The 13,759-nt window shown below is 57.6% G+C and carries 11 protein-coding genes; 2 read left to right on the plus strand and 9 right to left on the minus strand.

All coding sequences use genetic code 11. The features are described 5' to 3' along the window. Positions 1-6: 6 nt before the first annotated feature. From AC0TNG_RS21445 to cecR, 4 genes are read right to left on the minus strand one after another with little or no spacing between them, the layout of a single operon-like run. Positions 7-1,140 (minus strand): ABC transporter permease, encoded by a 1,134-nt coding sequence (locus AC0TNG_RS21445; RefSeq protein ID WP_417927117.1) that lies wholly within the window; start codon positions 1,138-1,140, stop codon positions 7-9. After that, positions 1,130-2,869: an ATP-binding cassette domain-containing protein gene (locus AC0TNG_RS21450; RefSeq protein ID WP_473713077.1), complete on the minus strand. Its 1,740-nt coding sequence runs from the start codon at positions 2,867-2,869 to the stop codon at positions 1,130-1,132. The genes AC0TNG_RS21445 and AC0TNG_RS21450 overlap by 11 nt, the downstream gene beginning before the upstream one ends. Then, positions 2,862-3,857 (minus strand): secretion protein HlyD, encoded by a 996-nt coding sequence (gene hlyD / locus AC0TNG_RS21455; RefSeq protein WP_417927119.1) that lies wholly within the window; start codon positions 3,855-3,857, stop codon positions 2,862-2,864. The genes AC0TNG_RS21450 and hlyD overlap by 8 nt, the downstream gene beginning before the upstream one ends. After that, positions 3,854-4,531 carry a transcriptional regulator CecR gene (gene cecR, locus AC0TNG_RS21460; protein ID WP_473713078.1) on the minus strand — a complete coding sequence of 226 codons (678 nt, stop codon included), beginning with the start codon at positions 4,529-4,531 and terminating at the stop codon, positions 3,854-3,856. Before cecR ends, hlyD begins: the two co-directional genes overlap by 4 nt. A 205-nt stretch (positions 4,532-4,736) precedes the next feature. Here cecR and rhlE point away from each other — a divergent pair, with 205 nt between their 5' ends. After that, positions 4,737-6,116, plus strand: a complete 1,380-nt coding sequence (gene rhlE, locus AC0TNG_RS21465) for an ATP-dependent RNA helicase RhlE (RefSeq protein ID WP_473713079.1) — start codon at positions 4,737-4,739, stop codon at positions 6,114-6,116. A 97-nt stretch (positions 6,117-6,213) separates the two neighbouring features. Next, positions 6,214-8,391: an ATP-dependent DNA helicase DinG gene (dinG, locus tag AC0TNG_RS21470; protein ID WP_473713080.1), complete on the plus strand. Its 2,178-nt coding sequence runs from the start codon at positions 6,214-6,216 to the stop codon at positions 8,389-8,391. On the opposite strand, the gene AC0TNG_RS21475 is transcribed toward dinG, so the two are convergent. The 5 genes from AC0TNG_RS21475 to AC0TNG_RS21495 form a co-directional block, all read right to left on the minus strand. Beyond that, positions 8,378-8,881 carry a fimbrial protein gene (locus tag AC0TNG_RS21475; protein ID WP_024908722.1) on the minus strand — a complete coding sequence of 168 codons (504 nt, stop codon included), beginning with the start codon at positions 8,879-8,881 and terminating at the stop codon, positions 8,378-8,380. The genes dinG and AC0TNG_RS21475 overlap by 14 nt on opposite strands. Next, the gene (locus AC0TNG_RS21480) at positions 8,878-9,864 is read right to left on the minus strand and encodes a fimbrial protein (protein WP_061715711.1); all 987 of its coding nucleotides are present in this window, start codon (positions 9,862-9,864) and stop codon (positions 8,878-8,880) included. The genes AC0TNG_RS21475 and AC0TNG_RS21480 overlap by 4 nt, the downstream gene beginning before the upstream one ends. A gap of 23 nt (positions 9,865-9,887) precedes the next feature. After that, a complete protein-coding gene (locus tag AC0TNG_RS21485; RefSeq protein ID WP_473713081.1) occupies positions 9,888-12,431 on the minus strand; it encodes a fimbria/pilus outer membrane usher protein in 2,544 nt (847 codons plus the stop codon). Positions 12,432-12,457: 26 nt separating this feature from the next. Continuing rightward, positions 12,458-13,132 carry a fimbrial biogenesis chaperone gene (locus AC0TNG_RS21490; RefSeq protein ID WP_024908719.1) on the minus strand — a complete coding sequence of 225 codons (675 nt, stop codon included), beginning with the start codon at positions 13,130-13,132 and terminating at the stop codon, positions 12,458-12,460. A 68-nt stretch (positions 13,133-13,200) separates the two neighbouring features. After that, the gene (locus AC0TNG_RS21495) at positions 13,201-13,737 is read right to left on the minus strand and encodes a fimbrial protein (protein ID WP_024908718.1); all 537 of its coding nucleotides are present in this window, start codon (positions 13,735-13,737) and stop codon (positions 13,201-13,203) included. Between the last annotated feature and the right edge of the window lie 22 nt (positions 13,738-13,759).

Consider the following 13,759-nt stretch of genomic DNA (forward strand, 5'->3'; position numbering starts at 1 on the left):
CGCTCCTTAATCTAACCGCCGTTTGGTTTTCATCCACGTCAACCCGATAAACATCGCCGCTGACGCCAGTAAAAACAGGGTGTTGATAATCAGCACCACCGGAATATTCCCTGCCAGGAACAGGCTTTGCAGCGTGCTTACAAAGTAGCGCGCCGGGATGATGTAGGTCACGGCGCGGATCACGGCAGGCATGCTGTCTATCTGGAAGATAAACCCGGACAGCATAATCGACGGCAAAAAGGCGGCGTTGAGGGCCACCTGGGCCGCGTTAAACTGGTTGCGGGTGATGGTGGAGATGAGTAGCCCCATCCCCAGCGTGCTGAGTAAAAACAGGCTGGTGATAAAGAACAGCACCACCAGCGAGCCGCGATACGGCACGCCGAGGATAAAAACGGAAACCAGCATGCAGAGCAGCATCGCCAGCATACCGAGGAAGTAGTAGGGAATAAGCTTACACAGCAGCAGCTCGACGCGCGTCACTTCGGTTGAAAGCAGCGCCTCCATGGTGCCGCGCTCCCACTCGCGGGCGATCACCAGCGAGGTCAGAATCGCGCCAATGACCGTCATGATGATGGTCACCGCACCCGGAATAATAAAATGCTGGCTGATGGCGGCGGGGTTAAACCAGTAGCGCGTCTGCACGTCGATGAGTGGTTTAAATTCTTCACCCCGATCTTCCGCCCGCTGCATCTGCCAGAGCTGCCAGATCCCCTCCGCGTAGCCCTGCACGAAGTTCGCGGTGTTCGGCTCGCTGCCGTCGGTGATCACCTGGATCGGCGCATCGGTATTCGCCCGCGCCATATTGGCGGAAAAATCCACCGGAATGACGATCAGACCGCGAATTTTCCCGGCCTGCATCTTCTGGATCAGCTCCTGACGATTGTCGCTGATGGTGGCGTCAATGTAGGGCGAGCCGGTCATGGCGTGGGTGAAGTCCAGCGCCTCCTCGCTCTGCTGCTCCAGCAAAATCCCGACCCGCAGCTTGCTGGAGTCCAGGTTAATGCCGTAGCCAAAGATAAACAGCAGCAGCAGGGGGATCACCACCGCAATCAGCCAGCTGCTGGGATCGCGCACGATCTGCCGCGTCTCTTTAACGCACAGCGCGCGCACCCGGCGCCAGGAAAGGGCGTTACTGCGCATGGGCATTCTCCTTATCCCAGTCGTGGATGAGGGTGATAAACGCCTGCTCCATGGTCGGGTCCGGGACCTCATCGTCGGCGGCCTGGTTTTTCAGGTCGTCCGGGGTACCGTGGGCAATCAGCTTACCGCGATACACCAGCCCGATGCGGTCGCAGTACTCCGCCTCGTCCATGAAGTGGGTGGTTACCATCACGGTCACCCCTTTTTCCACCATGCTGTTGATATGCAGCCAGAACTCGCGGCGGGTGAGAGGATCAACGCCCGAGGTCGGCTCATCCAGAAACAGAATATCCGGCTCGTGCATCAGCGAGCAGGCCAGCGCCAGCCGCTGCTTAAAGCCGAGCGGCAGCTCGTCGGTGGCGTGGGAAGCAATGTTGGTTAACCCGAAGGCGTCGCTCATGCGGCGGATTTTGTCGTTCTGCGCCCGCCCGCGCAGGCCGTACACGCCGGAGAAAAAGCGCAGATTTTGCTCGACCGTCAGGTTGCCATACAGGGAGAATTTCTGCGCCATATAGCCCAGATGCTGGCGCGCCTTGCCAGAGCTGACCTTCAGATCCATATCCAGCACCAGCGCTTTGCCGGACGTCGGCACCAGCAGGCCGCACATCATCTTAAAGGTGGTCGATTTTCCCGCGCCGTTCGGTCCAAGCAGGCCAAAAATCTCGCCGCGTTTTACCGCGAAATTGACGTTATCGGTGGCGGCGAAATCCCCGAACTTTTTGGTGAGGGATTTGGCTTCGATCACCGTTTCGCCCGGCGTGCCGTCCACCGTGTGCAGGATTGCGCCAAGCGGCGACTCGGACGTCCCCGCGCCACCCAGCAGGTCGATAAACGCATCTTCGAAGCGCGGCGCCGTCTCTTCCATGTCGATCTCAGGCATGCCGGGCGCATGGCGAATATCGTCGACGGTGGCCTCTTTTTTGAGGATTACCCGCACCGAGCGGCCCTGAATCATTCCGTCGCTGACCTGTGGCAGCTTGAGCACCCGCTGTAGCAGCGAGCGGTTGGACGCCTGCGAGCTGTGCAGCAGGAAGCTGCGCCCGGTCATGCTCTGCGTCAGCGTCGTCGGCTCGCCCTGATAAAGCAGTTCGCCTTCGTTCATCAGCAGCACGTCCCGGCACTGTTCCGCTTCATCGAGGTAGGAGGTGCTCCAGAGGATCAGCATCCCGTCGCCCGCCAGCTCGTGCACCATCTGCCACAGCTCGCGGCGCGATATCGGGTCGACGCCCACGCCGGGCTCGTCCAGCAGCAGCACCTTTGGTTCGCCCACCAGCGTGCAGGCCAGACCCAGCTTCTGCTTCATCCCACCGGAAAGCTTGCCCGCCAGCCGGTCGGTGAACGGGCCGAGGGAGGTAAATTCCAGCAGGCGGGCGAAGGTCTTCTGTCGGGCTTCGCCGGTAACGCTGCGCAGGTCGGCGTACAGGTTCAGGTTTTCCATCACCGTCAGGTCTTCATACAGGCCAAACTTCTGCGGCATATAGCCGAGCATGGCGTGGAGCGCGCCGTCATCTTTTATCGGGTCAAGGCCCAGCACGCTGGCCGATCCTTTATCCGGCTTCAGCAACCCCGCCAGCATGCGCATCAGCGTGGTCTTTCCCGCACCGTCCGGGCCGACCAGGCCGGTGACATAGCCTTTCTGGATGGTGCAGTTCAGCGGCGCGACCGCGGGCTTATCCATCCCCTTAAAGCGTTTAACCAGATTGTTGAGCTGAATAACCGCGTCATTCATGTCGTTCCCCGCCGTTCACTTTTACGGTGACGGGCATGCCCTGACGCAGCGCGTCATCCGCATCGGTCACGATGATGCGCAGGCGATACACCAGGTCGGTACGCAGGTCCGGTGTTTCTACTGTTTTCGGCGTGAATTCGGCGGTAGGGGAGACAAAGCCCACTTTGCCGTGATACGGCTTGTCCGGGCGACCGTCGGTATAGAGCAGCAGCTCGCGACCCGGCTGCATCTGGCCGAGATTCGTCTCATCAATGTAGGCGCGTACCCACACCGGGCGGGTCAGGGAGAGGGTCAACACGGTGCTGCCCGCGCTGAGCATGCTGCCCGGCTCCACGGCGCGGGTCATCAGCGTGCCGTCAGACGGTGCGATGAGCGTGGTGTCGTGCAGATCCAGCTCCGCCTGGGCCAGCTGCGCCTGCGCCTGTTCAAGGCTGGCTTTCGCCTGGGCGATATCCTGCGGGCGGTTACCGGTGTGGTATTGGCTTAATTTATCCTGCGCGGATTTCAGCGTTGCCTGCGCCTGGTCGCGGGACGAACGCGCATTTTCCAGATCGTTAGCGGAAATGGTGCGGCTTTTCCACAGCCCCTGCTGACGGGCGTAGAAATTCTGCGCGTAGTCATAGGCGGCCTGCGCCTGTTTAACGGCGGCGGCGGCCTGGGCGATCTCTTCGTCGCGATAGCCGGCCAGCATCAGGTCATATTGTGCCTGCGCAACGGAGACGCCCGCTTTGGCCTGCAGCAGCGCATTTTCATAGGGCGCTTTGTCCAGCATTCCCAGCGTCTGCCCGGTTTTAATGGCATCGCCTTCGTCAACGCTGAGCGAGGCGAGACGTCCGCCCACGCGGAAGCTCATGTTCACCGTGCGAATATCCACGTTACCGTACAGCGTCAGGCCTTTATCCTGATGGCTCTGGTACCACAGCCATCCACCGACGCCCGCGGCAAGCAAAACAACAACCACCAGAATGATGGCGACAGGTTTTTTCATGACTTCAGGCTCCTTTGCGTTAAGCCTTGCAGGATCAGATCGAGATGACAGGCGATCACCTCACCGATCTGCGCGGCTTTATCCTCATCAAATTGTGTCCAGCCGGTGCGTAACAGGATGGTTTCCCGGCCCAGACGGAAGGCAAGGATTTCACCCAGCAGGGCGTGGGTATGCAAAATTGTCGCGGTATCGTTGGCATCCCGCCCGGTATAGGCGGCGAGCAGCCGGGTCAGGTGGGTATGCATCGGGGCAATGACCCGATCGTGTACCCGCTGATAGGCGGCAGTGGGGGAGAGCTGCTCGCGGGAGATAAACTTGCTCAGGTTGAGCGTATCGTCGTGCGTCAGCACGCGGATCATGTTGTGGCAGGCATTGAGGATCAGCTGGCGGATGGCCTCGCGATCGGGAGACGGCTGGCTGAGCAGCGCGGTGGCCTCCTCGACGTGCGGGTGAAACTGCGTGCCGATAAAATCGGCAATCCACTCGGCGCAGGCGAGATATAAATCCTCTTTTGAGCCAAAATAGTAGGTAATCGCCGCAATGTTTTGCCCGGCCAGCGCGGCGATATCGCGCGTGGTCGCATGCAGCCCGTACTCACCAAACTGCGCCAGCGCGGCGGCAATAAGCTGGTTTTTGGCCTGTTCGCCTTTGGTTGTTGTGGGTATTGTATTCATGGTGGCATTAAAAATTAATCAATCGATTGATTAAGATTATGCCTGATTCACGCTTACGTCGAGGGAACGCGGAGGGATATTTTATGCGCCACGTCACAAAAGCTGCTACACTCCGCCCCTTCGCGACATTGTGGTTTTTGTCCTCCTAATTGTTATATCTCCCTGAAAACTACACCTGTGATGGTCGGGGCGGTTCGGAGTTTTTATGTCTTTTGATTCCCTTGGCCTGAACCCGGAAATTCTGCGCGCGATCGCAGAGCAGGGCTACGTTGAGCCAACCCCAATCCAGCAGCAGGCGATCCCCGCCGTTCTTCAGGGCCGTGACCTGATGGCCAGCGCCCAGACCGGCACCGGTAAAACCGCGGGCTTTACGCTGCCGCTGTTAGAGCTGCTGGTAAAAAATCAGCCGCACGCCAAAGGCCGCCGTCCGGTTCGTGCGCTGATCCTCACCCCAACTCGCGAGCTGGCGGCTCAGATTGGTGAGAACGTGCGTGACTATAGCCGCTATCTCAACATTCGCTCGCTGGTGGTGTTCGGCGGCGTCAGTATCAACCCGCAGATGATGAAGCTGCGCGGCGGCGTCGACGTGCTGGTGGCAACGCCGGGTCGTCTGCTGGATCTGGAACACCAGAACGCGGTGAAGCTCAATAGCATTGAAATTCTGGTGCTGGACGAAGCCGACCGCATGCTCGACATGGGCTTTATTCACGATATTCGCCGCGTGCTGGCCAAGCTGCCGCCGCGTCGTCAGAACCTGCTCTTCTCCGCGACCTTCTCCGACGAGATCAAGGCGCTGGCGGAAAAGCTGCTGCATAACCCGCTGGAAGTGGAAGTGGCGCGTCGCAACACCGCCTCTGAGCAGGTGACCCAGCACGTTCACTTTGTTGATAAAAAGCGCAAGCGGGAACTGCTCTCCCAGATGATCGGTCAGGGGAACTGGCAGCAGGTGCTGGTCTTTACCCGCACCAAGCACGGCGCGAACCACCTGGCGGAACAGCTAAATAAAGACGGCATCCGCAGCGCCGCCATTCACGGTAACAAGAGCCAGGGCGCGCGTACCCGTGCGCTGGCGGACTTCAAGTCTGGCGACATCCGCGTGCTGGTGGCGACCGACATTGCTGCCCGTGGCCTCGACATTGAAGAGCTGCCGCACGTGGTGAACTACGAGCTGCCAAACGTGCCGGAAGACTACGTGCACCGTATTGGCCGTACCGGCCGCGCGGCGGCAACCGGCGAAGCGCTCTCTCTGGTTTGCGTGGACGAGCTCAAGCTGCTGCGCGATATCGAACGTCTGCTGAAGAAAGAGATCCCGCGTATCGAAACCCCGGGGTATGAAGTGGATCCGTCGATCAAAGCCGAGCCGATTCAGAACGGTCGCCAGGGCGGTCGCGGTCAGGGCGGCGGTGGTCGCGGCCAGCAGCCGCGTCGTGCCGAAGGCGGCGCGCCGAAGTCAGCGGGCAAACCGCCGCGTCGTAGCAACGACAGCAAACCGGCCGGTGACAATCCATGGCGCAGCGGCGAAGGCAAGCCGGCAGGGGAAGGGCAGCGCCGACGCCGCCCGCGCAAGCCTGCTAACCCGCAGTAATCTGGAAGCCCGGTCGTAAAGCCGGGCTTTTCTTTTTGCGGCAGCGAAGAGAAAGTGCCACAATAGTGGCTGTTTATACAGTGTTTCAGGTTTTCCGATGGCTTTAACCGCTGCGCTCAAGGCGCAAATTGGCGCATGGTATAAGGCGCTACAACAGCAGATCCCCGATTTTATCCCCCGAGCGCCGCAGCGGCAGATGATTGCTGACGTGGCAAAAACGCTCGCCGGGGACGACGGGCGACATCTGGCGATTGAAGCCCCGACCGGCGTCGGGAAAACCTTGTCGTATCTCATTCCAGGCATTGCCATCGCGCGGGAAGAGGACAAAACGCTGGTGGTCAGCACCGCCAACGTGGCGCTGCAGGATCAGATCTTCAGCAAAGATTTACCGCTGCTGCGCAAAATCATCCCCGACCTGCGGTTTACGGCCGCCTTTGGTCGCGGTCGCTACGTCTGTCCGCGTAACCTGGCAGGGCTTGCCAGCAGCGAGGCGTCGCAGCAGGATCTGCTGGCGTTCCTCGACGACGATCTCACGCCAAACAACAAAGCCGAGCAGGAGCTCTGCGCAACGCTGAAAGGCGATCTCGATGGCTATAAATGGGACGGCCTGCGCGATCACACCGATAAAGCCATCAGCGACGATTTGTGGCGCAGGCTCAGCACGGACAAAGCCAGCTGTCTGAACCGCAACTGTCACTACTATCGCGAGTGCCCGTTCTTTGTCGCCCGGCGCGAAATTCAGGAAGCCGAAGTGGTTGTGGCTAACCACGCCCTGGTGATGGCGGCGCTGGAGAGCGAAGCGGTGCTGCCGGAGCCGAAAAACCTGCTGCTGGTGCTCGACGAAGGCCACCACCTGCCGGACGTGGCGCGGGACGCGCTGGAGATGAGCGCCGAAATTACCGCGCCCTGGTTCCGCCTGCAGCTCGATCTGTTCTGTAAGCTTGTCGCCACCTGCATGGAGCAGTTCCGCCCGAAAACCACGCCGCCGCTGGCGGTACCCGAGCGGCTGAGCGACCACTGTGAAGAGGTCTACGGTCTGATCTCATCGCTCAACAACATCCTGAATCTTTATCTTCCCGCAACTCAGGAGGCAGAACACCGCTTTGCGATGGGCGAGCTGCCGGAAGAGGTGATGGAGATCTGCCAGCAGCTGGCGAAGCATCTGGAAAAGCTGCGCGGGCTGGCGGAGATGTTCTTAAACGATCTGAGCGAGAAAACCGGCTCGCATGACGTTGTTCGCCTGCACCGTATTCTTTTGCAAATGAACCGTGCGCTGGGCATGTTCGAAGCGCAGAGCAAGCTCTGGCGGCTCGCCTCGATGGCGCAGGCGTCCGGCGCGCCGGTCACCAAATGGGCCACCCGCGAAGTGCGGGACGGGCAGGTCCATCTGTTTTTCCACTGCGTGGGCATCCGCGTGGCCGATCAGCTGGAAAAGCTGATCTGGCGCAGCGTGCCGCACGTGGTGGTCACCTCTGCCACGCTGCGCTCCCTGAACAGTTTTTCGCGTTTGCAGGAAATGAGCGGGCTTAAAGAGAAAGCGGGCGATCGTTTTGTCGCGCTGGACTCGCCGTTTAACCACTGCGAGCAGGGGAAGCTGGTGATCCCGCGCATGAAATTCGAGCCGCTGATCGACAACGAAGAGCAGCACATTGCGGAAATGGCGGCCTACTTCCGTGAACAGGTTGAGAGCAGAAAATACCCCGGCATGCTGGTGCTGTTTGCCAGCGGGCGCGCGATGCAGCGCTTCCTGGAGCACGTCACCGATCTGCGTTTATTACTGCTGGTCCAGGGCGATCAGCCGCGCTACCGGCTGGTGGAAACGCACCGCAAACGCATCGATAACGGCGAGCGCAGCGTGCTGGTGGGATTGCAGTCCTTCGCGGAAGGTCTGGATTTGAAGGGCGATTACCTGACGCAGGTGCATATTCATAAAATTGCCTTCCCGCCCATCGACAGCCCGGTCGTCATCACCGAAGGCGAGTGGTTGAAAAGCCTCAATCGCTATCCCTTTGAGGTGCAAAGCTTACCTGCGGCGTCGTTTAACCTCATTCAGCAGGTCGGGCGTCTGATCCGTAGCCACGGCTGCTGGGGGGAGGTGGTGATTTATGACAAACGTCTACTCACCAAAAATTACGGCCAACGTTTGTTAAACGCGCTGCCGATCTTTCCGATTGAACAGCCAGAAGTGCCCGAGGTAAAAAAACGCCCGGCAACACTGACCGCCGGGCGCAGGAAAAGCCTCCGTGCTAAGGGGCGCGGTCCTACTGGTAAGTGAAGGTCACCTGTACCACACTGCTGAACGTCCCCGCGCTCACCGGCATGGAGGTGGCGTAGTAGCGTGCGGCAAGTGGGAAATCGACGGTATGATCGCTTTGATTAACCAGGGCGCTGAAGCTCGCCTGCGGGGCAATGGTAATGCGATCCAGGCGGTCTGCCAGCTCCAGAGCCAGCCCGCCGGCGCTGCCCGTGCTGGCAAATTTCGTCGGGTGTGCGCTGTCTGCCTGGCCGTTAAAGGTCGCGGTGGCGAGCGTGGTGGTGGACGGGCATTTGGACAGCGTAAGGTCAAAATTCTTCCACTCCCCGGTATCCCCCACATCCTTAAAATCGCTGGAGGCGGCTTGTCCCAGGTTAACGGTCAAATTCTGGCTGGGGCTGTCTACCGAGCAGGTATTGGCGATGATATTGCCTCTCATCTGGATCGCGATCTCATCGGCATTAGCCTGCGTGAGAAGGCCTGCCAGTAGTAACAAGGTGATTTTTTTCATTTATATCCCAACGTAATCGTGGCAATGCTGTTTGCTGTCCCGGGGGTGACGCTGGCTGCCGTTTGTTGATATGCGACCTCAAACGGGATCGCCAGCGGAACGTTCGCTTGTGCAACTGCCGCCGTATTCTTGTAAGTATCAAAGTTGGCAATTTCCCCGTCGAACATCATGCGCACTCCCACGCCGGTTGCTACGCCACTCTCCTGAGTCAGTTTTACGACGCCAGGGAAATCTGTTTCATAGCCGTTTGCACTGGTGATCATCACTTGAGGCTGTACGGTGTTATTGCAGTTAACGGTAATGTCGAACGTCTGAGGCGACGTCAGAGTTCCTGTCCCGGTGAAGTCGCTGACAGGGAAATTGCCCAGCGTCACGGTGAGGCTTTTCGGCGAAACGGAGCAGGTGACTTCGTTAAACGTGATATTTCCTGAATAGGAAAGGGTGTTCGGACTGCCTAAACCTTCGTGATTGTAAACGCCAAGCCCAAACTCCGTCTGAGCCTGAGAAAGCGAACCTGAGGACACCGTGGAGCTGGTTTTCACCAGCTCCAGAGTCACGTCAAAATTGAACGAGAGCTGTCCATCTGAAGAGAGATACCCCACCGGCGTATTCCGGGAATCACAGTGGACGCCACCGGCCCCCTGGATGCGTTGCCCCTGATCGTTCATCAGGGCGATACCAATCCCGGCGACACCAGAGTCGTACACGCCCGGCAGGCCCGCTATTTCTGAACCGGAACCATAATAGCAAGCCACTATTTCCATCCCCGGGCTGTAGGTACTGGAGCAATTCCCGGCAACGTGTACCGTCTGTTCTGAACCCGGAATGGTTGCGCCAACGGCCAGCGAGGTGGGTACCGATATGGAGGCCACATCAATCATCTTTGGCATATCCGGTGACGTGCATGACGCTTTCGCGTGCGGCATGAAAAATGCGGATATTCCCAGCACTAACAATAAAAAACTCTGTTTAACGATTTGCATCATCTTTCGTCTCAGCCAGTGCATTACTGACATGTTGCGGCAGCGGTAATAATGCCGGATTTAGCTCTCTCTTCAGCCAGCGTGTACTGCGCGATGCATTGTTCGCTGGCATTGTCACCCCACGCAACGGAGAGTTTTCCGCGTGCGGGGAGGCCGGAGAGGTACGTTTGGCCATCTGAGCCAACGATAAATTCTCTGTCCTTATCCTCAGTGGTCACCGTCGCGCCGAAGGGCAGCGGTTTACCGTTGTGCGTGAGCGTCATCAGCACGCGATTGCCCACGCGGGTGTTAAAGCTGGCGCGCACCACCGCTCCCCGCGTTGGGGTGACGACCTGCGCCGCGTGCGTCACGTCGGCATCATCCGGCAGCGTTTCGGTATCCAGCGCAATGGTGTTATGGCGATATGCGGTGACGAATGGTACGACGGTGTAGCCGCGGAAATCGGTCTTAACGCCCGTCTGGTTGGTGATATGCGTCCCGTGCGTTCCTGGCGCCTTCACCAGCGCGATGGTCTCACCGAGCGGCTGGCTCAGGGTGATGCCGTTCGCATGGGCAACCACGCCGCCCTGCAAACCGACGTTCACGGTTTGCTGGTATTTATCCTGACTGACGCCTGCGCTCACTTCGCCATAGGTCGCTTTGTAATCGGCGTTCATGCTGGTGGAGTTACCGCTGCCGGTACTGCTCAGCCCTTCCTGAATATTCCAGTTCAGGTTGTCTTCCTTCAGCGCCGTGCCGTTCAGGCCGATATTCTGCGTGGTACCGTCTTTGGTATTGTTCAGGTTGTAGGTGGCCCAGGTGTTATGCATCCAGTGGTCCAGCGGCACGGAAACGCTCAGTGAGAACTGGTTGTCGTTCGTCACTTCGTCGCCGTTTTCATCGCTGTTCTGGGTGTTCTTGTTCATGCTGTAGCTCAGGCTGTAGCTCACCCCGTGCCAGCTGTTGTTGTAGCTAACGCTCATGGAGGTCATGTCCTGGTTCTGGCTCCAGTAAGTCTCTTTCACCATGCTCAGGGTGACGGACCCCCAGCCTTCGGGCAGCGTCTGGTCGATGGTGGCCTCGGTTCGGGCGCGGCGCTGCTGGGGGGCAGACCAGTCGTCAGAGCGGGTATATGACTCCATGGTGTCTTCCAGGGTGTAAAACCCTTTGCTGTTGTAGCGATAGCCCGCGAGCGAGAAGTTGGTGCCTGAACCGGCAAAATCTTTGCTGTAGCGCACGCGCCAGGACTGGCCTTTACTCGACTGCAGCTTCTTTAGCAGGGCTTTCGCACGGGTGACGTCGATGGAGAACGCCCCTAAATCGCCCATGTTTTTCCCGGCGCCGAGCGCCTGGGACTGATAGTGGCTGCTCTGCTGTATGCCGCCGTAAGCGGTAAAACCAAAGGGCAGGCCGTAAATCGCGCTGCCCTGGGCAAACGGAGTTTTCTCGACGTCTTTGTCGTAGGAACGGTACCGCCCGGCGGTCACGCTGTAGCGCAGGTTTTTTTCGCGCTGCAGTACTGGTACGGAGGCATATGGCACTACGAAATGGCTTTCGCTGCCGTCGGTCTCTTTCACGGTGACCTGCAGATCGCCGCTGCTGCCGGTGGGGTAAAGGTCGTTAATTTCAAACGCGCCGGGGGCGACCGTGTTCTGATAAATGACGTAGCCGTTCTGGCGAACCATCACCAGCGCATTGCTGTGTGCGGTGCCGCGAATAATGGGCGCATAGCCTTTTTCGCTGTCCGGCAGCATGTCGCTGTCGGATTTAATCTCCACGCCGGTGTAGGGTACGCTGTCAAAAACATCAGAAGGCGAAGAGCTTTGTCCAACGGTGAGATCGCTTTTCATCGCCACGATATCGCGCTGGGCATAGGTATAAACGGAAGAGAATCTTTGCTGCTCTTCCTTGCCCTGGGTGCTGCGATTCCACGTGGAGTAGTTGCGTACGCGCCAGGCGCCAACGTTAAACCCGGGACGCAGGTTAACGTACTGGCTGCTGTTATTCTGCTCGCCCGACTGTCGCGCATGGCTCTGGCTGGCGGTCGCGCTGTAGTTGAGAATACCTGCGGTGATCCCCTCGTCGAATTCTTTCGGGTCGATATAGCCGCGTGGAACCTGGCCCAGGGCCAGTTGAGGGATACTGAGCAGCAGCTGCTGATTGCGAACGTGAAACGACGTGGAGGCTGCCGGGATGGCGGTTAAATCGGCACACTGGCCTTTTGCCATCAGCGCCGGATATTTTTGGGTTTTGATCCCAAGGCTTTTTAAATCATTCAGGCTAAAGCAGGGCTGAAGTGAACTGCTGCCGTGTGAACCTTTATGCAATGTGAACGTGACGTCGCGGGTATCAATTTTATTATTATTAATAAAAATAGCGACCTGATATTTCCCCGGTGCCTGCCCTGGCCCTTTTTCGTAAACCGACAGATCGGTCTTACCCTGTTGCGGATTATCAATATCCAGCAGCGCGGGGTTAAAATAATCATCAGCCATAACCTGCTGCGCAAAGATCGCCAGTGCCAGGCCACAGAGAATGACCAGCAGGGATGAAATTCGGCAGGTAAACGGCTTTTTATGGCTGTACATGATTATTTTATTACCGGGGGATAGTATTAACGAACGGCTTTCGACCAGGTATGGCTGATGCTGCCGTAATCAGTAATAATGGAATACGTGACGGTTGAGCCTCCGATATTGCCAGGCAAGGCAAAATGCGTTTCCGTTTTCGGGACCGCCCAGGTGGCTTTTGTTACTTTATGACCGTTCAGCGTGACGGTCTGGAAGTTCATAAAGAAAGGCGTGGGGTTATTCACCACCAGTTCATTACCTTCACGGCGCCATTCAAGCTTATCGGCCACCTCTTCTGGTCTGCCTTTTACTGCTGACGGGCGATAAAGCAATTTAATACGCGTATTAATGGCAATTTGTAGCGTATTCACACCTTCGACGTGCTTTGATGATGGGATCGCTTTAATATTTAACCAGTACAGAGATTCCCTGTCTTCCGGTAAATTTCCGCCCGTACGTACAACGCGCAGAACGTTATCTTCTTTCGCATCCAGACGGAAAAGAGGAGGGGTGATCAGGAACGGCGCTTTGGCCAGGTTTTTACCGCCAGAGTCGACCCAGGACTGTACCAGATAATCCGTTGCATCTGGGTTTGAAAGACCAAGAGACGATTCCTTTTTCTCTCCCTGGTAGATCAGACGTGTGCCATTAATAATGACACCTGCATGTGCAGTAGAGGCCGCCAGTAAAAGCGTGCTCAGTAAATAACCGTGGCGCATAAATATTTCTCAATAAGATAAGAGATATTAACGCGTATAACCGCGTTAATATCTCAGGATTGATAATATCAGTTATAGATAACGGTGAAGGTCGAAACGGAGTTAGCCGGACCTGCGGTAATTGCGGCCCCAGTTTGAATATAACGCGCGCCGAATATCAGGTCGTTAACTGCTGTACCGGAGGCTAACGGATATTGCTGAGAAGGGGTGTACAGACTCACCGGCTGCTCAGAAGCGTCAACCAGCTGAATAGCGACACCCGTTGCCGCATCCACATCCGGCGTTAATGCCAGCGTTGCGTTGTTATTCGCATCCGGCGTTCCGCCGAAGTTAATCGCTGCAGAGGTAACGGTTTCCGGACAGTCTTTTAACTGAATATCGAACTTCGTTAACGTGCTGGTAGAGCCTGCCCCGGTAAATACCGTTTTAGATACTTTGCCTAACTGAACGTTTAACGGGTTACTTAACCCATTAACCACCTGACACGCTGAATCAATAATTTCTCCGGTGAAATTGATCTGCCCTTCACCGTTTGTTGCCGCAAATGCGGATGCAGAACATCCCACCGCTGCGGCGATGAATAAACCTAAAGCAACCTTGTTCATAGTGAATCCTGATATGTGACTG

The organism is Enterobacter sp. PL_is514 (genome assembly GCF_055816715.1).

Bases quoted from the DNA above. Each gene is read 5' to 3' on its own strand.
- AC0TNG_RS21445 (WP_417927117.1), bottom strand. From the start codon at position 1,140: ATGCGCAGTAACGCCCTTTCCTGGCGCCGGGTGCGCGCGCTGTGCGTT.
- AC0TNG_RS21450 (WP_473713077.1), bottom strand. From the start codon at position 2,869: ATGAATGACGCGGTTATTCAGCTCAACAATCTGGTTAAACGCTTTAAG.
- hlyD (WP_417927119.1), bottom strand. From the start codon at position 3,857: ATGAAAAAACCTGTCGCCATCATTCTGGTGGTTGTTGTTTTGCTTGCC.
- cecR (WP_473713078.1), bottom strand. From the start codon at position 4,531: ATGAATACAATACCCACAACAACCAAAGGCGAACAGGCCAAAAACCAG.
- rhlE (WP_473713079.1), top strand. From the start codon at position 4,737: ATGTCTTTTGATTCCCTTGGCCTGAACCCGGAAATTCTGCGCGCGATC.
- dinG (WP_473713080.1), top strand. From the start codon at position 6,214: ATGGCTTTAACCGCTGCGCTCAAGGCGCAAATTGGCGCATGGTATAAG.
- AC0TNG_RS21475 (WP_024908722.1), bottom strand. From the start codon at position 8,881: ATGAAAAAAATCACCTTGTTACTACTGGCAGGCCTTCTCACGCAGGCT.
- AC0TNG_RS21480 (WP_061715711.1), bottom strand. From the start codon at position 9,864: ATGCAAATCGTTAAACAGAGTTTTTTATTGTTAGTGCTGGGAATATCC.
- AC0TNG_RS21485 (WP_473713081.1), bottom strand. From the start codon at position 12,431: ATGTACAGCCATAAAAAGCCGTTTACCTGCCGAATTTCATCCCTGCTG.
- AC0TNG_RS21490 (WP_024908719.1), bottom strand. From the start codon at position 13,132: ATGCGCCACGGTTATTTACTGAGCACGCTTTTACTGGCGGCCTCTACT.
- AC0TNG_RS21495 (WP_024908718.1), bottom strand. From the start codon at position 13,737: ATGAACAAGGTTGCTTTAGGTTTATTCATCGCCGCAGCGGTGGGATGT.